Genomic DNA, 19,456 nt, shown 5'->3' with positions numbered 1-19,456 from the left:
CGCGCGCCACCGCGTTCGACGCCGCCGCGCGGGAGCTGGGGCTCGAGGGGGCCCGGCAGGTGGCGACGGACTACTCCGGGGAGGCGGGGGCGCGGGCGACGCGGGCGATGCTGACGGCCGCCGACCGGCCGACGGCGATCGTCTACGACAACGACATCATGGCCGTCGCCGGGTTGTCGGTGGCCCAGGAGATGGGGGTGCGGGTGCCGGACGACGTGTCGCTGCTCGCGTGGGACGACTCGCAGCTGTGCCGGTTGACGCATCCGACGCTGTCGGCGATGAGTCATGACGTGCACGGGTTCGGGGCGGAGGTGGCGCGGACGTTGTTCGGGGTGATTCTGGGGGAAGAGGTGGGGTCGCATCCGGTTGCTACTCCCGTGCTGACACCTCGGGGATCGACCGCGCCGCCTCGCTGATTCGCCGTATCGGGCTGCGGCGCCGTCGTGGCTCCCCGCGCCCCTTGGGGGCGTCACCCCTGCCCGGCGGAAAAAGTTCCCGGTGTGACCTTCGCCGCTCCGACCCCCGGGACTGGGCAGCCACGTTACTGATAAGTAGCATGGGGGCTGAGCGCCCGCTCAGCGATCCGCCGGGGGTGGCGCGTCGCAGCTGTGCCATCCCGCACCTGGAGGAGCCATCGTGCCTCGTACCGTCAGGGACGTCGTCTTCGTCGACGGCGTCCGTACCCCGTTCGGCAAGGCGGGCCCGAAGGGCATCTACCACGAGACCCGGGCCGACGACCTGGTCGTGAAGGCGATCCGGGAGCTGCTGCGCCGCAACCCCGGTCTGGACCCCGCGAAGATCGACGAGGTCGCGATCGCGGCGACCACGCAGATCGGCGACCAGGGCCTGACCATCGGCCGCACGGCCGGCATCCTCGCGGGCCTCCCCCAGTCGGTCCCCGGCTACTCCATCGACCGCATGTGCGCGGGCGCCCTGACGGCCGTCACGACGGTCGCCGGCTCCGTCGCGTTCGGCGCGTACGACATCGCCGTCGCCGGTGGCGTCGAGCACATGGGCCGCCACCCGATGGGCGAGGGCGTCGACCCGAACCCGCGGTTCGTCAGCGAGAAGCTGGTCGACGAGTCCGCGCTGTTCATGGGCATGACCGCCGAGAACCTGCACGACCGCTACCCGCAGATCACCAAGCTGCGCGCGGACGAGTACGCGGTGCGCTCCCAGGAGAAGGCCGCCAAGGCCTACGCGGACGGCAAGATCCAGGCCGACCTGGTCCCGATCTCCGTACGCCGCACGAACCCCGAGGCGGGCGAGACGGGCTGGGGCCTGGTCACCGCCGACGAGCCGATGCGCCCGGGGACGACGCTGGAGAACCTCTCCGGCCTGAAGACCCCCTTCCGCGTCCACGGCCGGGTCACCGCCGGTAACGCGGCCGGCCTGAACGACGGCGCGACGGCCTCCCTGATCGCGTCCGAGGACTTCGCCCGCGAGAACAACCTCCCGGTCAAGATGCGCCTCGTCTCCTACGCGTTCGCGGGTGTGGAGCCGGAGGTCATGGGCTACGGCCCGATCCCGGCCACGGAGAAGGCCCTCGCGCAGGCGGGCCTGTCCATCGAGGACATCGGCCTGTTCGAGATCAACGAGGCGTTCGCCGTCCAGGTCCTCGCCTTCCTGGACCACTACGGCATCGCGGACGACGACGAGCGCGTCAACCAGTACGGCGGCGCGATCGCCTTCGGCCACCCGCTGGCCTCCTCCGGCGTGCGTCTGATGACGCAGCTCGCCCGGCAGTTCGAGGACCAGCCGCACGTCCGCTACGGCCTGACCACGATGTGCGTCGGCTTCGGCATGGGCGCGACGGTCATCTGGGAGAACCCGCACTTCGAGGGGGACAAGTGAGCACCACCACCGAGCTGTTGAAGGGCGCGGCCGAGCTGTTCCCCGACGAGGTCGTCACGTCGGCGCACGTACGCCACCTCGACCTCCCCTTCGGCGCGGGCCGCTTCGCGCTGATCACACTGGACAACGGCCTGGACCACACCAAGCCGACCACCTTCGGCCCGGCCTCGCTGGCGAAGCTGGACGCGGCCCTCGACCAGGTCGAGGCGGAGGCCGCGGCCGGTGAGATCACCGGCGTCGGCATCACCGGCAAGCCGTTCATCTTCGCGGTCGGCGCCGATCTCAAGGGCGTCGAGCTGCTGAAGGAGTGGGACCACGCCCACGCCATCGGCAAGGGCGGCCACGACGTCTTCAAGCGGATCGCCGGTCTTTCCGTGCCGACGTTCGCGTACTACAACGGCGCCGCGATGGGCGGTGGCGTCGAGGTCGGTCTGCACTGCGAGTACCGCACGGTCTCCAAGGCGATCCCCGCGTTCTCGCTGCCCGAGGTCTTCCTCGGCCTCGTGCCCGGCTGGGGCGGCTGCACGCTGCTGCCGAACCTGATCGGCGCCGAGAAGGCCGTCTCGGTGATCATCGAGAACAGCCTCAACCAGAACAAGCAGCTCAAGGGCCAGCAGGTCTTCGACCTCGGGATCGCGGACGCGCTCTTCGAGGGCGCTGACTTCCTGGAGCAGTCGCTGATCTGGACCGCCCGGGTCCTCAACGGTGACGTCAAGGTCGAGCGTCCCGTCGTGGACCGCGGCGAGGCCTGGGACCAGGCCGTCGCCAAGGGCCGGGCCGTCGCCGACTCCAAGGTGCACGGCGCGGCCCCGGCCGCCTACCGGGCGCTGGACATCGTCGCCGCCGCGAAGGACGGCGACCTCCAGGCCGGGTACGACGCCGAGGACAAGGCGCTCGCCGACCTGATCATGGGCGGCGAACTGCGCGCCGGGATCTACGCGTTCAACCTGGTGCAGAAGCGCGGCAAGCGGCCCGCCGGCGCGCCGGACAAGTCGCTGGCGCGTCCGGTCACCAAGGTCGGTGTCGTCGGCGCCGGGCTGATGGCCTCGCAGCTCGCGCTGCTGTTCCTGCGCCGCCTCGAGGTGCCGGTCGTGCTGACCGACATCGACCAGGAGCGCGTCGACAAGGGTGTGGGCTACGTCCACGCCGAGATCGACAAGCTGCTCGGCAAGGGCCGTATCAACCAGGACAAGGCCAACCGCCTGAAGGCCCTGGTCAGCGGGGTCCTCGACAAGGCCGAGGGCTTCTCCGACGCGGACTTCATCATCGAGGCCGTGTTCGAGGAGATCGGCGTCAAGCAGCAGGTGTTCGCCGAGGTCGAGGCGGTCGCCCCGGCGCACGCGATCCTCGCGACGAACACGTCCTCGCTGTCGGTGTCCGAGATGGCGTCGAAGCTGAAGCACCCCGAGCGGGTCGTCGGCTTCCACTTCTTCAACCCCGTCGCCGTGCTGCCGCTCCTGGAGATCGTGCGGGGCGAGCAGACGGACGACGCGGCGCTGGCCACGGCGTTCGGCGTCGCCAAGAAGTTGAAGAAGACGGCCGTCCTGGTCAAGGACGCCCCGGCGTTCGTCGTCAACCGCATCCTGACCCGGTTCATGGGCGAGGTGCAGAACGTCATCGACGAGGGCACGTCCGTCGAGGTCGCGGAGAAGGCCGTCGAGCCGCTCGGGCTGCCGATGTCGCCGCTGGTCCTGCTGGAGCTGGTCGGTCCCGCGATCGGCCTGCACGTCTCCGAGACCCTCAACCGGGCCTTCCCGGACCGCTTCACCGTCTCCCCCAACCTCAAGGCGGTCGTCGAGGCGGGCAAGCGCGGGTTCTACGTCTACTCCGCGGAGAACGGCTTCAAGCCGGAGCTGGACCCCGAGGTCGCCGCCCTCCTCAAGCAGGGCTCCACGGCCCTGTCCGGGGAGCAGGTCCGCGCCCGCGTCCTGGAGGCCGTCGCGCAGGAGATCGGGCTCATGCTGGACGAAGGTGTCGTCGCCGAGGCGCAGGACATCGACCTCTGCCTGATCACCGGCGCCGGCTGGCCCTTCCACCTGGGCGGCATCACGCCGTACCTGGACCGCGAGGGCGTCTCCGAGAAGGTGAACGGCAAGAAGTTCCTGCCCGCCGGGGTGGCGTCGGTTCCGGCGTAACCGCTTGACGCACGCGAGGGCCTCCGGGGTCGTCGCGACACTGCCTGGCTCAGGCGGTGAGTAGGTCACGTAGACGCTCGGCTGGGGTATCCCAGCCGAGCGTCTTGCGTGGGCGGCCGTTGATCGGGGTGGGTCAGCCTCGGGTGTTCCAGACGAGGGGGGCTCTGCGGATCCAGGTGTCGTCCTCGATCGTCCGGACGAGGAAGTCGGCGAGGTCGGCGCGGTTGATCCGGGCGCCGGGCTTCTCGGTGCCGGGCTCGGCGGCCCGTACGGGACCGTTGAGGGGCTTGCCGGTGAGGGTGACGGCGCGGGCCAGGGTCCAGTCGATGCCGGGCGAGGCGCGGAGGAGCTGGTCGACGCCGGTGTGGTCCTCGAAGCCCGCCTTGATGTTCGACCGGTTGATGAACGCTCTGGCCAGCGGGTTGAGCCGGGCCCAGTCGTCGCCGGCGCCCTGCGTGGAGGTCAGCACGATGCGGCGGATGCCCTGTTCGCCCATGACGGTGAGCGTGTTGCGGGTGGCGTCGGTCATGAACATCGGCGGGCTGACCGGCTTGGCCCACGGGTTGTCGGAGGCGCGGGCGTTGTTCAGCGCGCTGATCACCGCGTCGGTGCCTTCGGCGGCCTTGCGGAGGTCGTCGATGTCGGCGGGGGTGCCCTGGATCAGCTCGACACCGGGCGGTGCCTGCACTTTGCCGGGGTTGCGGACGAGGGCGCGGACGCGGTGGCCGCGCCGGGCCGCGTGCTCCAGGACGTGGGCGCCGGTGCGGCCACTGCCGCCGAGGACGAGGAGGTTGCTCATGGTGATCGAACGCCTTTCGGGCAGGTCAGGGGTGGCTCAGGCGGCCGACCGGCCGGTCGGGGCGGAGCCCAGGCGGCGGGCCTCGTCGTGCGCCTTGGTCAGGGATGCCTCGTGGAAGGGGAGGAGCGGGGCCATCATCGGCACGTGCGGGGCCATGGTCAGCTCCGGCAGAACGATGGTGACGTCGAGGCCGAGGTTGGTCGGGTGGCCCAGGACGGTTTCCAGCGTGGGCACCAGGTGGTCCATGCCCTCCTTCGGGGCGCCGGGGCCGTAGCCGCCGCCGCGTGCGGAGATCACCGTGGCGGGGCGGCCGAGGGTGGCAGGGGCTGCGTCGAAGCTCAGGGTGCGCCCGGCGACCATGATCTGGTCCAGCCATGCCTTGAACACGGACGGCATCGTGAGGTTGTACAGCGGCACGGTGAACAGGTAGGCGCCGGCGCCGAGGAACTCCTCGATCAGCTCGTCCTGCACCGCGGCGGCCTTCGCCTGCTCGGGGGTGTGCTCGGCGGGGTCGGTGGTGCGGGCGGTGATGCCCGCCGCGGTCAGGTGCGGGGCGGGGGAGACGGCCAGGTCGCGGTGGACGACCGGGCCCTGCCACGCGTCACGGAAGGACGCGGCGACCTGACGGGAGACGGATGCCTCGCCGAGCGAGGACGCGTCGATGTGCAGCAGGTAGGACATGGCGAAGCCAGCCTTTCGAGATGGTCGAGGGTGGTTCGTGGGGTGAAGCGTGGGGGTCAGCTGCGGGCCGGTACGGCGCAGCCGTCGGGGCCGCAGGCCGGAGCGTCGCCGCCGGTCGCCGGGGTGAGCGGGTGGGATGCGTCCCAGGCCGTGCGCAGCACGTCGAGAAGACTGTCGCTGTCCTGGGCGCCGGGGATGCCGTACGTGCCGTCGACGACGGTGAAGGGCGCGCCGGTGGCGCCCAGGCGCTGGGCGCGGGCGGCATCGTCGCTCACCTGCCGCCGGTAGCGGCGTGCGGTGAGCGCCCGGCGGGTGTCCTCGCGGTCCAGGCCGATCTCCCGGGCCAGGCCGAGCAGGTCGTCCAGGCTGAAGACGGGGCGGGCCTGGCCGAAGTAGGCGCGGAAGACCGCGTCCCAGGCTTCGCGGTTCCTGTCCTCGGCGGAGGCGTGGGCGAGGAACTCGTGCGCCAGGTCGGTGTTGCCGACCAGGTTGTCCAGCACCCGGTAGGGGGTGAGTCCCTCGGCCTCGGCCAGCGCCTCGATCCGGCGCGTGGACGCCTCGGCCCGGGAGCCGTCCATGCCGTGCCGGCGCAGCAGCGCCTCACGGACGGAGAACGTCTCCCCCACGGGGAAGGAGCTGCCCAGCGGGAACGAGTGGTGGACGACCTCCACCTCGTCGCGGTGCTCGAACCGCTCCACGGTGCGGTTCAGACGGTGGCTGCCCAGTCCGCACCAGGGGCAGGTGACCTCGGCCCAGATCTCGATCTTCATGACGCGCGCCTTCCATCCCTGCGCTTGATTCCTACGTTTTGTGCGTAGCGCCATGATGGGCCAGTATGGAAGCCGATACAAAAGGCACATCGGTGTTCGTGCCGGAGAGGAATGTGCGTCATGGAGGTCACCGGCAGTTCGGTCGGCGCGGCGGCGGTGGGGCCCTGTGCCCACATCCCCGCCGAGCACATGCAGTTCATCCGGCAGGTCCTCGACCGCGTCGGCGACAAGTGGAGCCTGCTGCTCATCGCGGTCGTGGAAACCGGCCCACTGCGCTACACCGACCTCCAGCGCCAGATCCCCGGAATCTCCCAGCGGATGCTCACCCTCACACTCCGCCAGCTCCACGAGGACGGCCTGATCACCCGCACCGCATACGCGGAGGTCCCACCCCGCGTCGAGTACGCCCTCACCCCGCTGGGCCGCGGCCTCCACGAGATCGCGACGTCCCTGATCGGCTGGGCCACCGACCACCACGACGAGATCCGCGCACACCGCGCCCGCGCCGCGGCACCAGCGGCCCGGCCCTGACCGCAGGATCAGCGATCACTTGCCGGCCGGCACTCCCCCGCCCCGCTGCTCCAGCTTGCTGTTCCGCTTCCCGTACAGGAAGTACACCGCGAACCCGATCGCCATCCAGATCCCGAACCGCAGCCAGGTCTCGGCGGGCAGGTTCAGCATCAGCCACAGGGAGGCGGCCACCGAGAGGATCGGGATCAGGGGGACCCAGGGGGTGTGGAAGGCGCGGGGCAGGTCGGGGCGGGAGCGGCGCAGGAGGACGACGCCGATGGCGACGACGACGAACGCGAACAGGGTGCCGATGTTGACGAGTTCGGCGAGTTCGCTGAGCGGGGTGAAGCCGGCGACGATCGCGATGACGACGCCGAGGAGGATCGTGGGGCGGTGCGGGGTGCGGTAGCGGGGGTGGACGTGGGAGAAGAACGTCGGCAGGAGGCCGTCGCGGCTCATCGCGAAGAAGACGCGGGTCTGGCCCAGGAGCAGGATCATGCAGACCGTGGTCAGGCCGACCGCCGCGCCGAAGCTGATGAACCCCGCGAACCAGGGGTGTCCGGTGGCCTTGAAGGCGTCCGCGAGCGGCGCGGTGACCGAGAGGTCCGTGTAGCGCTGCATGCCGGTGACGACGATGGAGACGGCCACGTACAGCGTCGTACAGATCAGGAGGGAGCCGAGGATGCCCCGGGGCATGTCGCGCTGGGGGTTCTTGGTCTCCTCGGCGGCCGTCGCGACGACGTCGAAGCCGATGAAGGCGAAGAAGACGACCGAGGCGGCCGTGAAGATGCCCATGACGCCGAAGTTCGAGGGGGCCCAGCCGAACATGAGCTGGACCAGCGGGGACTGGAGGTCGCCGCCCGCCTCGACCGGCTGGGACTTCGGGATGAACGGGTCGTAGTTGTCGCCCTTGATGAAGAAGGCGCCCGCGACGATGACGACGAGGACGACGGTCACCTTGATGGCGACGACGAGCGACGTCACGCGCGCGGAGAGCTTCGTACCGAGGACGAGGATGCCGGTGAGGACGAGGACGAGGGCGGCGGCGAGGATGTCGAAGCCGAAGCCGTCGGCGCCGTCCCGGCCGCTGAGCGCCGCCGGCAGGTGCCAGCCCGCGTTGTCGAGCAGCGAGGCGATGTACCCGGACCAGCCGACGGCCACCACCGCCGTGCCGAGCGCGAACTCCAGGACCAGGTCCCAGCCGATGATCCAGGCGGGCAGCTCGCCCAGCGAGGCGTAGCTGAACGTGTACGCGGAGCCCGCCACCGGGACCGTGGACGCGAACTCGGCGTAGCACAGCGCGGCGAGCGCGCAGACGACGCCGGCGACGACGAAGGCGAGGGCGGTGGCCGGGCCCGCGTTGTTCTTGGCGACCGTGCCGGTCAGGACGAAGATGCCGGTGCCGATGATGACACCGACGCCGAAGACCGTCAGGTCCAGGGCCGACAGGGACTTCTTGAGGGCGTGCTCGGGCTCCTCGGTGTCCTCGATCGACTGCTCGACCTGTTTCGTCCGGAAAATGCTGCTGCTCACGGGTCTGACCTCCCACGCCTGATCATCGAGAGGGGCGTAGGTCGTATTCCCGGCTTTCACTCCGTTAACGCGAATGGGCCGAATCCATCACCCTAAGTAGTGAAGAATCCGGCCCATCCAGGCGTGTCAGTCGCGCGCGGGCTCCACGGAACCCACCTCGGCGGCGGTGCCGTACTTACCGTCGAGCTTCGAGACGAGGCCGGTGACCTGGCGCGCGATGTCCGGCGCGGTCAGCCCGATCTCCGCCATGACCTCCGCGCGGGAGGCGTGGTCGAGGAAGCGCGGCGGGATGCCGAAGTCACGCAGAGGTACGTCGACGCCCGCGTCCCGCAGCGCCTGCGCGACGGCCGAACCGACGCCGCCGACGCGGGAGTTGTCCTCGACGGTGACGACGACCCGGTGCCGCTCGGCGAGCGGTGCCATGGCCTCGTCGACCGGCTTGACCCAGCGCGGGTCGACGACCGTGGTGGTGATCCCCTGCTTGTCCAGCAGCGAGGCGATCTCCAGGCACATCGGCGCCAGCGCGCCCACGGAGACCAGCAGGACGTCCGGGGAGTCCGTCCCCGGCTCCCGCAGCACGTCCATGCCGCCCACCCGCCCCACGGCCGGTACGGCGGGCCCCACGGCGCCCTTGGAGAAGCGGACGACGGTCGGCGCGTCGTCCACCGCGACGGCCTCGCGCAGCTGCGCGCGGACCTGGTCGGCGTCGCGCGGGGCGGCGAGCCTGAGGCCGGGGACGACCTGGAGGATCGACATGTCCCACATGCCGTTGTGGGAGGCGCCGTCGGTGCCGGTGATCCCCGCGCGGTCCAGGACGAACGTCACCCCGCACTTGTGCAGGGCGACGTCCATGAGGACCTGGTCGAAGGCGCGGTTCAGGAACGTGGCGTAGACGGCGAAGACGGGGTGCACGCCCGCGTGCGCGAGGCCGGCGGCGGAGACGGCGCCGTGCTGCTCGGCGATGCCGACGTCGTAGATCCGGTCCGGGAACTCCTCCGCGAACCGCTTCAGGCCGACCGGCTGGAGCATCGCGGCGGTGATCGCGACGATGTCCTCGCGCTCCTTGCCGAGCGCGACCATCTCGTCGCCGAACACGGACGTCCAGTCGGCGCCGGACGCCTTGACGGGCAGGCCGGTGTCGGGGTGGATGGGGCCGATGCCGTGGAAGCGGTCCGCCTCGTCCTGGAGGGCGGGCCGGTAGCCGCGGCCCTTCTCGGTGATGCAGTGGACGATGACGGGCCCGCCGAAGCCCTTGGCGCGCGCGAGGGCCGACTCCAGGGCCTCGATGTCGTGGCCGTCGATCGGGCCGAGGTACTTCAGGCCGAGGTCCTCGAACATGCCCTGGGGGGCGATGAAGTCCTTGAGGCCCTTCTTCGCGCCGTGCAGGGTGTCGAAGAGGGGCTTGCCGACGACCGGGGTGCGCTCCAGGAGGTCCTTGCCGCGCGCGAGGAAGCGCTCGTAGCCGTCCGTGGTGCGCAGGGTCGCGAGGTGGTTGGCGAGGCCGCCGATGGTGGGCGCGTAGGAGCGCTCGTTGTCGTTGACGACGATGACCAGCGGGCGGTCCTTCGCGTCGGCGATGTTGTTGAGCGCCTCCCAGGCCATGCCGCCGGTGAGGGCGCCGTCGCCGATGACGGCCACGACCCGGTCGTCCCGGCCGAGGATCTCGTTGCCCTTGGCGATGCCGTCGGCCCAGCCGAGGACCGTGGAGGCGTGGCTGTTCTCGATGACGTCGTGCTCGGACTCGGACTGCGCGGGGTAGCCGGAGAGGCCGCCCTTCTGTTTGAGCTTCGAGAAGTCCTGGCGGCCGGTGAGGAGCTTGTGCACGTAGGACTGGTGGCCGGTGTCCCAGAGCACCTTGTCCCGGGGGGACTCGAACACGCGGTGCAGGGCGATGGTCAGCTCGACCACGCCGAGGTTCGGGCCGAGGTGGCCGCCGGTCTTGGAGACGGCTTCGACGAGGAAGGTCCGGATCTCCCCGGCAAGCTGGTCCAGCTCCTCCAGGCTGAGCCGGTCCAGATCGCGCGGTCCCGTGATGCGGGTCAGCAGCGGCACCCGTGCCTCCTTGCAGTAGAGCTGTTCGAGCTGTTACCGGGCTTGACGAGTCTAATGTTCCGTCCCGGCGGCCTGACTTCGGGCCGTGCGTCGTACGTCACTCGTTCGGCCGTACCCATCATCCGGTGAACCTATGACATGACTGTGCCCGGCACTCGCATTCGAGTGCCGGGCACTGTCAGGTCGGGCAGGTGGTCAGCCGCGGCCGGACGCCTTCTGGCTCCGGCGGGAGACCGAGTCGATGACCACGGCGCCCAGGAGCACGCCGCCGGTGATCATGTACTGGATCGAGGTGTCCATGTTGAGCAGGTAGAGACCGGTCTGGATGGACTGGATGACCAGCATGCCCAGGAGCGCGGACCACACCGTGCCCCGGCCGCCGAAGAGCGACGTACCGCCGATGACCGCTGCGGCGATCGCCAGCATCAGCGTGTTGCCGCCGCCCGCGTTCAGCGTCGCGGACGCCGTCTGGCCCGCGAAGAACATGCCGCCGACCGCCGCGAAGCCGCCGGAGATCGCGAAGACCGTGATGCGGATCATGGACACGTTGATACCGGCGCGGCGGGCCGCCTCGATACCGCCGCCGACCGCGAAGACCTTGCGGCCGTACGTCGTACGGCGCAGCACGAAGTCCACGATCACCAGGGACGCGAGGAAGATCACCAGCGCGTTGGAGACGCCGTTCGAGCTGTTCAGGACGGCTGCGGCGACGAACGCGGCGACGCCCAGCAAACCGACGCGGATCAGGATCTCGGCGGTCGGCCGGAACGGGACGCCCGCCTCCTTGCGGCGGCGCTGCTCGCCGAAGTTGCCGACCAGGGAGAGGACGACGGCGAGACCGGCGAGCAGGTAGGCGCCGATGATCTGCTGGTCCATGAAGAAGGAGCTCTTGCCCAGGATCTGCACAGGGCCGGAGTCCGAGGGAAGGTTGATCGTGCCGGAGGAGCCCAGCAGCCACAGCATCAGGCCGTTCCAGCCGAGGAAGCCGGCCAGGGTGACGACGAACGCGGGCACGCCGATCTTCGCGAAGAACCAGCCGTGCAGCGCCCCGATCGCGGCGCCCGTGAGGACCGTCAGGAACAGCGAGAACCACGGGTTCATGGAGTGGTCGACCACGAACACCGCGAACACTGTCGAGGCGAGGCCGCTGACCGAGCCGACGGACAGGTCGATCTCGCCGAGCAGCAGCACGAACACCAGGCCGATGGAGAGCATGCCGGTGGCCGAGAGGAAGTAGCTGATGTCGGAGAGGTTGTCGGCGCTCAGGAAGCGGTCGTTCTTCACCTGGAAGATCGTCCAGATGACGATCAGGCCGAGGACGACCGGGATCGAGCCCAGCTCACCGCCCTTGACCTTGCGCAGGAACTCCGTCCAGTAGCCCTTGAAGCCCTCCTCGCGCACGAGGAGGCGGGGGTCGACGACGGTGACCGGCGCGGCCGTCGGGTCGTCGGCGGGGGCGACGGTGTCCTGGGCCTCGGCGGCCTTGGTCACCTCGGCCTTCGCGGTCTTCTCGGCCTCGGCCTGCTCGGCCTTGGCGCCCTGTTCGGTCTTTTCGACCTTGGTGTCCTTGGGTGTCTCGCTCACTTCGCAGCCTCCGTGGTGCGACGTCCCGCACGACGGGTCACGGCGTTGTCCGTGGCTCCGGTGATCGCGGCGATGATCTCTTCGTGGCTGGTGTCCTTCACCGGGAAGGAGCCGTTGTTCTTGCCCAGGCGCAGCACGTGGACGGTGTCGGCGACCGCCTTGACGTCCGCCATGTTGTGGCTGATCAGGATGACGCCGAGGCCGCGCTCGCGCAGCCGCTCGACGAGGTCGAGGACCTGCGCGGTCTGCTCGACGCCGAGGGCGGCGGTCGGCTCGTCCAGGATGACGACCTTGGGGTCGCCGATGAGGGCGCGGGCGATCGCGACGACCTGGCGCTGACCGCCGGAGAGGCTCGCGATCGGGATGCGGACGCTCGGGATGCGGATGGAGAGCGTCGAGAGCAGCTCGCGCGCGTTCTTCTCCATCGTGACCTCGTCGATGATGCCGCGGCGCAGCAGCTCCCGGCCGAGGTACAGGTTGCCGACGACGTCGAGGTTGTCGCACAGCGCGAGGTCCTGGTAGACGGTCGCGACACCGAGGCCCTGGGCGTCGTGCGGCTTGTTGATGCTGACCGCTTCGCCCTCCCACTCGATGACGCCCTCGTCGATCGGGTGGACCCCGGCGATCGTCTTGACCAGCGTGGACTTTCCTGCGCCGTTGTCGCCGACCAGGGCGACCACTTCTCCGGCGTGGACCTCCAGATCGACGTCGGTGAGGGCCTGGACCGCACCGAATCGCTTGGAGACTCCGCGCAACGCCAGCACGGGCGTAGCGGACACGTGAACCATCTCCTTCGCCGCCTGACCGGCGGGATGCCGCGCCGGCACTGACGGACGCGGAGGTGTGTGCGCGGATGGGCGCACAGGGTTTACAAGATGAACATGCGCGCGGCCACCGCACTTGGCAACGGCGGCGCGCACCCCTGATCCGTCCGGCGTCCGTCCCGGTAGCGGGACGTAGAGGTGGGACGGACACCGGACGAGCTTGGGGGGGCAGGGGCCGGGTGAGGAGCCTCAGGGGGACGAGGGTGCCCAGTGCTGCGGCACCCTCTCGCCCTTGTCCTCGCCCGTGGCGCCTACTGGAGCCCGGCGGCCTTGCAGGGGGCCGCGAACTCGCCGGTGCAGATCTGCGCGGCGGTGTAGAGGCCGTCCTTGATGACCGTGTCCTTGATGTTGGCCTTGGTCACGGAGACCGGGGTCAGCAGCTGGGACGGGACCTTGTTGCCGGACCCGCTGGTCAGGGTGGTGGTGGCGAGGGAGGCGATGTCCTTGCCGTTCAGCAGGTCGACCGCCATGGTCGCGGCGGCCTCGGCCTCGGGCTTGAACGCCTTGTAGACCGTGGAGGACTGCGTCCCGGCGACGATGCGCTGGATGCCCGCGAGCTCGGCGTCCTGGCCGGTCAGCGGGATGCCGCTGATGCCCGCGCCCTTGAGGGTGTTGGCGATGCCGCCGGCCATGCCGTCGTTGGCGGCGTAGACGCCGGCGATGTTCTTCGCGCCGAGCTGCGTGATCGCGGCGGACACCTTCTCCGCGGCGACGGTGTCCTTCCACAGGCCGGACTGCTCGTAGGCGATGGTGACCTTGCCGTCGAGGGCCTGGTGGGCGCCCTTCTTGAACTCGGCGGCGTTCGGGTCGGCGTCGTCGCCGTTGATCATGACGATCTTGGACGCCTTGGTGGCCTTCGCGCCGAGCGCGGAGAGCAGGGCCTGGCCCTGGAGCTCGCCGACCTTGACGTTGTCGAAGGAGACGTAGCCGGAGACCGGGCCCTGGGCGAGGCGGTCGTACGCGACGACCTTGACGCCCTTGTCGACCGCGGCCTGGATCGAGGACTTGATCGCGGCGGAGTCCTGGGCGGAGACCACGATCACCTTGACGCCCTTGGTGATCATGGTGCTGACCTGCTGCGCCTGCGTGGCCGCACTGGCCGCCGCGTTCGCGTACTCGACCTTGCAGTCGGCGCAGAGCGCCTTGACCTTGTCCTCGAAGTACGGCTTGTCGAACTTCTCGTACCGCGCGGTCACGGTGTCGGGAAGAAGCAGACCGATGGACTTGCCGCCTCCACCGGAGTTGGTGCCGGCGGAGGACGCGTCGCTGCCGCCGTCCTTGTCGTCGCCGGCCTTGCCGCACGCGGCCAGGGCGATCGCCATGGAGACGGCGGTGGCGCCGATGGCGGCTCTACGCATCGTTGCGTTCATTGGGGTTGCCTCCCTGACAGGGCCGCAACGCTGCGGCCGAGGTGGCTGGAAGTCAACTCGGCCGTACGTTCGGCGTCAAGAAGTAAATACTTAACGAGATGGCAACGGCGCAATGCGTTCTCTAAGTGAACGCGGGTGCGGCGGCGGTCAGCGTGCCGTCCAAAAGCGTCGAATCGCCCATCTCGCTCAGGGCCAGGGCGAGCGCCCCGAGCACCTCGGCGCGGCCCCCCAAGGCCCCCGGCAGCACGGTGAGTTGGCGTGCCGCGCTGGGGATCGCGTACCGCCCGACGGACTCCCGGATCGGCCCCAGTACCAGTTCCCCGGCCTCCGCGAGATCCCCGCCGAGCACCACTCTGCTGGGGTTCAGGAGGTTGCACAGGTTGGCGACACCGCTGCCGATGTGCCGCCCCACGTCGGCGATCACGCGGCGGCAGCCGGGGTCTCCGTCGCGTGCGAGCCGTACGACGCCCTCGACCGTGAGATCCGGGCCGTGACTGGGCTGAAGGAGTGGCAGGACGTACCGCGCGGCGGTGAACGTCTCCAGGCAGCCGCGGTTCCCGCACCGGCAGACGGGGCCCGACTCGTCGAGCGTGATGTGCCCGATCTCGCCCGCCGTGCCGCCCGGACCCCGGTAGATCCGCCCGTTGATGACCAGGCCCGCGCCGACCCCGCTGGCGACCTTGATGTAAGCAAGATCACGGACTCCCCGGCCGCTCCCCCAGACCATCTCGCCGAGCGCGCCGAGGTTGGCGTCGTTGTCGACGTGGACCGGGACGCCGAGCCTGTCGCGCAGCTCCTCGGCGGGGCGGGTGCCGATCCAGCCCGGGAGGATCGCGGAGGAGCCGAGCGTCCCGGACTCCAGGTCGATCGGGCCCGGTACGCCGAGGCCGACCCCGGCGATCTTGGAGCGGTCCACGCCGGTCGCCTCGATCAGGCGGCTGACCAGCTGTTCCGCCCGGTCGAAGCCCTGCGCGGAGGAGGCGTCGACGTCGAGGGGCTCGGCCTCCTCGGCGAGGACCTGGTGGGCGAGGTTGCCGACGGCGACGCGCAGGTGCGTGTGGCCGAAGTCGACGCCTATGACGATCCCGGCGTCCCCGCTGAGGCTGACGCTGCGCGCCCTGCGGCCACCGGCCGAGGTGGGCGTGACCTCGACGGTCCCGCCTTCCTTCAGCTCCCGGACGATGTTGGAGACGGTCGCGGCGGACAGTCCGGTCGTACGGGCGATCTCCGCCTGGGTGAGCGATCCGGCCATCCGCACGGCTCGTACGACCCGCTCCAGGTTGGCTCTGTGCAGTGACGACTGCGACCCCGGAGTCTCCACGACGACCTCCCGCGCGCGAGGCCGCATCGACGAGGCCCCGACTATGTCCAACTAGTGAACTCTAAGCTGAGCCGTTCCGGTCGCCTCCCGTCAAGAGGTTGAACAGTTTCCGGGGAGATGGACGGTACGGCACGGGGCCGCCCGGTGTGCAAGCGTTTTCTGCCGCTTTCATCAGGTGTACGCCGGTGCGGGCGCGGGACGCCCGAGCGCCCCGCGCGGCTCATTTCAGGGCCCCCGCCGTGAGGCCGGCGACCACCTGGCGCTGGAAGACGATGTACGCCGCGAGGACCGGCAGCATCGCCATGACCAGGCCCGCGAACAGGCCCGACCAGTCGCCCTTGTAGCCCTGGCTGACGGCGAGCTGGACCAGGCCCTGGGTGAGGACGCGTTTGTCGGGGTCCGTGTTCAGGACCGTGGGCAGCAGGTACTGGTTCCACTGTCCGAGGAAGTTGAAGATGCCGACGCTGACCAGGGCGGGACGGGCCATCGGCAGCATGATCTGGAAGAACGTCCGGCTGTGCGAGGCACCGTCGACGAACGCGGCCTCCGCGACCGAGGTCGGCAGGGTGCGGAAGAACGCCGTCAGGAAGAACACGGTGAACGGCAGCGAGTAGGCGATGTAGACGAGGATCAGGCCGTGGATGGTGTTCAGGAGGCCCAGGTTGTTCACGACGTAGAACAGCGGGACCAGGGCGAGGATCACCGGGAAGCTCATGCCGCCGATGAACAGGTAGTAGATGAAACGGTTTCCCGGGAACTCGAAGCGGGCCAGCACATAGGCCGCCATGGAGCCGAGGACCAGCGTCCCGACGAGCGAACCCCCCACCACCAGCACGGTGTTGAGGAAGTACTCGCTCATGTGGGCCGAGGTCCAGGCCCGCCCCCAGTTGTCGAGGTGCAGCCCGTCGGGCAGCGCCCAGGGCGAGTTGAAGATCGCCGAGTCGGTCTTGAAGGATGTCATCACCGCCCAGACCAGCGGCAGGACGACCATGATCGCCCAGATGACCAGCACGCCGTGGGAGAAGACGTTCAGCACGCCCCGGTCGCGTTTCTCGGTCACCTGGTGGGAGACCGGTCCGGTCGGTCTCACCTCGGGAGGAGCCTCGGTCGTCTTCATTCAGTACTCCAGCCGCTCCCGCCGCCCCAGCCGCATCACGACCGCGGCGAACGCGAGCGTGACGACGAGGAGGGCGACCCCGATGGTGGTGGCGTAGGCGGCCTGGCCGTCCCGGAACGCCGTCTGGTACACGTACAGCGTCATGACCGTCGTCGAGTAGTCGGGCCCGCCGGGGCCGACCGTCATGATCTGGACGACCGCGAAGGACTCGGCGCCGAGGGCGAGGATGCCCATGTAGACCCAGCCCGACTGCACGGTGTCCCACAGCAGCGGCAGGGTGATGCGGAAGAACGTCGCGGCCCGCCCGGCACCGTCGAGGAGCGCCGCCTCGTACAGGTCGGCCGGGATCGACGCCATGCCCGCGGAGAACAGCACGACGAAGAACCCGACCGTCGACCAGACGAGCACCGCCATCACGCACCACAGCGCGAGATCCGGGTCGCCCAGCCACAGGGGCTGCACATCGTCGAGGCCCACGCCCCGCAGGATCGAGTTGATCGCGCCGCTGTCCGGGTTGTAGGCGAAGGCGAACAGCAGCGCGACGATGGCGATCGACAGGACCTGCGGAAAGAAATAGACGATCTTGTAGAACGACGATCCACGGACCCCGCTGATCGCGGGTCCGCCCTTTCTCCGCCGGCCGCCCACATTGATCATGTAGGAGAGGAAGAGGGCGAGTCCGATGGTCACCAGCGGCAGCACGAGTGCGAAGAGCAGGCTGTGCTGGAGCGATTTCCAGAAGACGTCGTCGTGGAACATCCGCCGGTAATTGGCGAATCCGACCATCTTGAATTCGGGGCTCAGGCCGGTCCAGTCGGTGAACGAGTAGTAGATCGACTGGACGAACGGCCACAGGACGAACAGGGCGTACAGCCCCAGTGGCAGGGCGAGAAACCCCGCGATGAACCGGTACTGGCCGTGCCGCATCGCTCCACCGCTGCCTTTACTGGTGCTTGTAGTGCTTGATGGACGTGTCCTTCGCGGCGGCGTCGGCGTATCCCTGGATCTTCTTGATCGCCTCGGCCGGGGTGAGCCGTCCGGCCATCATCTCGCCGAGCCCGGAGACCCCGATCTGCTCCTTCTGGAGCTTCACGTACCAGTCCTGGAGCCGCGGGTTGAGGACGTTGTCGCCCGCCTTCTGGAGCGCGGCGACGCCCGACTTGAGGCCCGGCGTGAGGGTGATCCCGTCGGTGCCGCCGTTGTACGCGCTCAGCGACTTGACCTTCGAGGTGAAGTTCCGCGAGGCCGCCTCGCTCAGCATGATCCGCAGCTGCTCCATGCCGCCGAGCGCGTTGGCCGCCTTCGCCGGGACGATGAACGGCTCGCCGCCCGAGGCCCAGATCGTGCCGAACGGCATCTTGTCGGAGGCGTCGATGCCGGTCGGCGCGGAGACCGCGAGATCGAAGTCGGCGGGGATGACGTTCGCCGACTCGTTCTCGACCCAGGAGCCGTTGGGAATGAACAGCGCCTTGCCCTGCGCCCACGCGGTCTGCGACTGGATGTGGTCCAGACCGGGGGTGCCCTTGAGGACGTACCCCTTCCGGTACAGCTCGTAGTACGCCTCGAAGCAGGTCTTGACCGCCGGGTTCTTCCAGGCGTTCGGCTCCAGGTTGTCGATCGCGTCGAGGACCTCACGGCCGCCGACCTTGCCGATCATCGGGTACAGCGAGAACGGCAGGTAGTACGGGTACTTGCCCGCGTACGTCCAGCCGGCCATGCCCTTCTTCTTGGCCTTCTCGCAGACCGCGAGCATCTGGTCCCAGGTCTCCGGGTACGCCGAGTCCAGCGCGTCCAGCGCCTTCTGGGAGTACCAGACGCCGTACACCGTGTAGGCGTAGTACAGGATCCACACCGGGGCCCCGTCGAGCTGTCCCATCTCGACGATGCCGGGGCGCAGGGTGTCGCGGACCTTCTTGTTCGGGTCGTCGTAGGACGGGGCGTCGAGCAGGGGGGTGAGGTCGGTGAGCTGCTTCTTGCTGGACAGGATGCCCATGTCCATCTGCTCGGCGCCCGAGTTGTCGATCAGGTCGGGCGGGGTGCCCTGGTTGAAGCGGGGCTGGAGGACGGACTGGATCTTCTGGGTGGCCGAGAACTTCACCTCGGCCTTGGGGAACGCCTTCTCGTACGACGTGACCGCGTCCTTGGCGTACTGGGTGCCGAAGCCGCCGTCGAACAGGACGAACTCCAGGTTCGCGGACTCGTCGACGCCGAGCGGGTTCTTCGCGGTCTTCGTGCCGGTCTTCGCCTTCTCCTCGCTGTCGCCGCCGCTGCTGGCGCAGGAGGTGAGGAACGACAGCGCGGGCGCGGAGACCAGTCCGAGCGCCGCGGTGGTTCTGATCATCGTCCGGCGGCCGACGCCTGCCGGTCCCCGGCTTTCTGCGGGTGTGGATCCCATGCTCAAGTCCTCGCCTTCTCCAGGACTCAGGGCGGCACCGGATCAGTTCCGGGGCCGCGTCGGGTCAAGCAGGGTCGTGCAGGAAACGCCGACAGGTATAGTCCATTTCCCGGTGAGGGAGCAAGATCGAATGCAAGGTTGGCCAAGCCTGTTTTCCAAGTTGAGACCTCGTGGAAATCCGGACGGCCGCCACGGCACCCCGCTGCCGAATTCGCGCCACCGCAAACGCTTTCCCCAGTGAACGTCCTTGACATCACAGGCCACTTGACCACCTACTGATTCCTGTACCGCCCAGCGGAAAACGTTGTCCGGTCCAGGGTGTCCGAGCGGTGGGGAGGCCCCGGTGGGGCAAGCGGTTTCACCCGTTCGTGGTGGTCCGTGCGAGCCGCCGAGTTGGGGGATTCATGCCGTCGTCCGAGAGTCTCGACCGCCTCGATGCCGCGTGGCTGCCGCCGGAGGTGTTCCGGGCGGTGGGGGTCCGGCGGGTGTGCGCGGTCTCTCATACACATCT

16 protein-coding genes are annotated in these 19,456 nt (G+C 69.4%); 4 read left to right on the top strand and 12 right to left on the bottom strand.

Features of this window, described 5'->3' with window-relative positions; all coding sequences use genetic code 11:
• The 3 genes from AOK24_RS03945 to AOK24_RS03935 form a co-directional block, all read left to right on the top strand.
• On the top strand, nucleotides 1–416 hold a 416-nt coding region (locus AOK24_RS03945; protein ID WP_159051783.1), incomplete at its 5' end, for a substrate-binding domain-containing protein.
• Between the two features lie 220 nt (nucleotides 417–636).
• Nucleotides 637–1,854: a thiolase family protein gene (locus AOK24_RS03940; RefSeq protein ID WP_055718650.1), complete on the top strand. Its 1,218-nt coding sequence runs from the start codon at nucleotides 637–639 to the stop codon at nucleotides 1,852–1,854.
• Nucleotides 1,851–3,989, top strand: a complete 2,139-nt coding sequence (locus tag AOK24_RS03935; protein WP_055718649.1) for a 3-hydroxyacyl-CoA dehydrogenase NAD-binding domain-containing protein — start codon at nucleotides 1,851–1,853, stop codon at nucleotides 3,987–3,989. Before AOK24_RS03940 ends, AOK24_RS03935 begins: the two co-directional genes overlap by 4 nt.
• A gap of 133 nt (nucleotides 3,990–4,122) precedes the next feature.
• Here AOK24_RS03935 and AOK24_RS03930 read toward each other — a convergent pair whose 3' ends face one another.
• The 3 genes from AOK24_RS03930 to AOK24_RS03920 are packed head-to-tail and all read right to left on the bottom strand — an operon-like array spanning nucleotide 4,123 to nucleotide 6,239.
• Nucleotides 4,123–4,788, bottom strand: a complete 666-nt coding sequence (locus AOK24_RS03930) for an NAD(P)-dependent oxidoreductase (protein ID WP_055718648.1) — start codon at nucleotides 4,786–4,788, stop codon at nucleotides 4,123–4,125.
• A 36-nt stretch (nucleotides 4,789–4,824) separates the two neighbouring features.
• Nucleotides 4,825–5,469, bottom strand: coding sequence for an FMN-dependent NADH-azoreductase (locus tag AOK24_RS03925; protein WP_055718647.1), 645 nt, complete (start codon nucleotides 5,467–5,469; stop codon nucleotides 4,825–4,827).
• Nucleotides 5,470–5,525: 56 nt separating this feature from the next.
• Complete coding sequence (locus tag AOK24_RS03920; protein ID WP_055718646.1) at nucleotides 5,526–6,239, bottom strand: DsbA family oxidoreductase; 714 nt, start codon at nucleotides 6,237–6,239, stop codon at nucleotides 5,526–5,528.
• A 120-nt stretch (nucleotides 6,240–6,359) separates the two neighbouring features.
• On the opposite strand from AOK24_RS03920, the gene AOK24_RS03915 reads away from it, so the two are divergent.
• A complete protein-coding gene (locus AOK24_RS03915; RefSeq protein ID WP_107103891.1) occupies nucleotides 6,360–6,770 on the top strand; it encodes a winged helix-turn-helix transcriptional regulator in 411 nt (136 codons plus the stop codon).
• A 15-nt stretch (nucleotides 6,771–6,785) separates the two neighbouring features.
• Here the strand turns inward: AOK24_RS03915 and AOK24_RS03910 are convergent, their stop codons facing one another.
• The 9 genes from AOK24_RS03910 to ngcE form a co-directional block, all read right to left on the bottom strand.
• Nucleotides 6,786–8,282, bottom strand: coding sequence for an amino acid permease (locus AOK24_RS03910; protein WP_055718644.1), 1,497 nt, complete (start codon nucleotides 8,280–8,282; stop codon nucleotides 6,786–6,788).
• A gap of 126 nt (nucleotides 8,283–8,408) precedes the next feature.
• Nucleotides 8,409–10,334 carry a 1-deoxy-D-xylulose-5-phosphate synthase gene (gene dxs, locus AOK24_RS03905; RefSeq protein WP_055718643.1) on the bottom strand — a complete coding sequence of 642 codons (1,926 nt, stop codon included), beginning with the start codon at nucleotides 10,332–10,334 and terminating at the stop codon, nucleotides 8,409–8,411.
• A gap of 195 nt (nucleotides 10,335–10,529) precedes the next feature.
• Nucleotides 10,530–11,825, bottom strand: a complete 1,296-nt coding sequence (locus tag AOK24_RS03900) for a sugar ABC transporter permease (protein ID WP_055718653.1) — start codon at nucleotides 11,823–11,825, stop codon at nucleotides 10,530–10,532.
• A gap of 89 nt (nucleotides 11,826–11,914) precedes the next feature.
• A complete protein-coding gene (locus AOK24_RS03895; RefSeq protein ID WP_079056669.1) occupies nucleotides 11,915–12,706 on the bottom strand; it encodes an ATP-binding cassette domain-containing protein in 792 nt (263 codons plus the stop codon).
• A 287-nt stretch (nucleotides 12,707–12,993) separates the two neighbouring features.
• On the bottom strand, nucleotides 12,994–14,100 hold the full coding sequence (locus AOK24_RS03890; RefSeq protein ID WP_055718652.1) for a sugar ABC transporter substrate-binding protein: 1,107 nt from the start codon (nucleotides 14,098–14,100) through the stop codon (nucleotides 12,994–12,996).
• Nucleotides 14,101–14,233: 133 nt separating this feature from the next.
• On the bottom strand, nucleotides 14,234–15,433 hold the full coding sequence (locus AOK24_RS03885; RefSeq protein ID WP_055718641.1) for an ROK family transcriptional regulator: 1,200 nt from the start codon (nucleotides 15,431–15,433) through the stop codon (nucleotides 14,234–14,236).
• A gap of 220 nt (nucleotides 15,434–15,653) precedes the next feature.
• Entirely contained in the window at nucleotides 15,654–16,550 is an 897-nt protein-coding gene (locus AOK24_RS03880) for a carbohydrate ABC transporter permease (RefSeq protein ID WP_240553643.1), read from the bottom strand.
• Nucleotides 16,551–17,477, bottom strand: a complete 927-nt coding sequence (locus AOK24_RS03875; RefSeq protein WP_055718640.1) for a carbohydrate ABC transporter permease — start codon at nucleotides 17,475–17,477, stop codon at nucleotides 16,551–16,553.
• A 16-nt stretch (nucleotides 17,478–17,493) separates the two neighbouring features.
• Nucleotides 17,494–18,945 (bottom strand): N-acetylglucosamine/diacetylchitobiose ABC transporter substrate-binding protein, encoded by a 1,452-nt coding sequence (gene ngcE / locus AOK24_RS03870; RefSeq protein WP_055718639.1) that lies wholly within the window; start codon nucleotides 18,943–18,945, stop codon nucleotides 17,494–17,496.
• Nucleotides 18,946–19,456 lie beyond the last annotated feature (511 nt).

The organism is Streptomyces niveiscabiei, from assembly GCF_001419795.1.
Classification (GTDB): domain Bacteria; phylum Actinomycetota; class Actinomycetes; order Streptomycetales; family Streptomycetaceae; genus Streptomyces; species Streptomyces niveiscabiei.
This window is presented reverse-complemented; position numbering and strand designations above follow the sequence as displayed.

What these genes read in the sequence shown, in the direction of transcription:
- ngcE (WP_055718639.1), bottom strand. Translation starts at nt 18,945, where the DNA reads ATGGGATCCACACCCGCAGAAAGCCGGGGACCGGCAGGCGTCGGCCGC.
- AOK24_RS03930 (WP_055718648.1), bottom strand. Translation starts at nt 4,788, where the DNA reads ATGAGCAACCTCCTCGTCCTCGGCGGCAGTGGCCGCACCGGCGCCCAC.
- AOK24_RS03890 (WP_055718652.1), bottom strand. Translation starts at nt 14,100, where the DNA reads ATGCGTAGAGCCGCCATCGGCGCCACCGCCGTCTCCATGGCGATCGCC.
- AOK24_RS03895 (WP_079056669.1), bottom strand. Translation starts at nt 12,706, where the DNA reads ATGGTTCACGTGTCCGCTACGCCCGTGCTGGCGTTGCGCGGAGTCTCC.
- AOK24_RS03920 (WP_055718646.1), bottom strand. Translation starts at nt 6,239, where the DNA reads ATGAAGATCGAGATCTGGGCCGAGGTCACCTGCCCCTGGTGCGGACTG.
- AOK24_RS03915 (WP_107103891.1), top strand. Translation starts at nt 6,360, where the DNA reads ATGGAGGTCACCGGCAGTTCGGTCGGCGCGGCGGCGGTGGGGCCCTGT.
- AOK24_RS03875 (WP_055718640.1), bottom strand. Translation starts at nt 17,477, where the DNA reads ATGCGGCACGGCCAGTACCGGTTCATCGCGGGGTTTCTCGCCCTGCCA.
- AOK24_RS03880 (WP_240553643.1), bottom strand. Translation starts at nt 16,550, where the DNA reads ATGAAGACGACCGAGGCTCCTCCCGAGGTGAGACCGACCGGACCGGTC.
- AOK24_RS03925 (WP_055718647.1), bottom strand. Translation starts at nt 5,469, where the DNA reads ATGTCCTACCTGCTGCACATCGACGCGTCCTCGCTCGGCGAGGCATCC.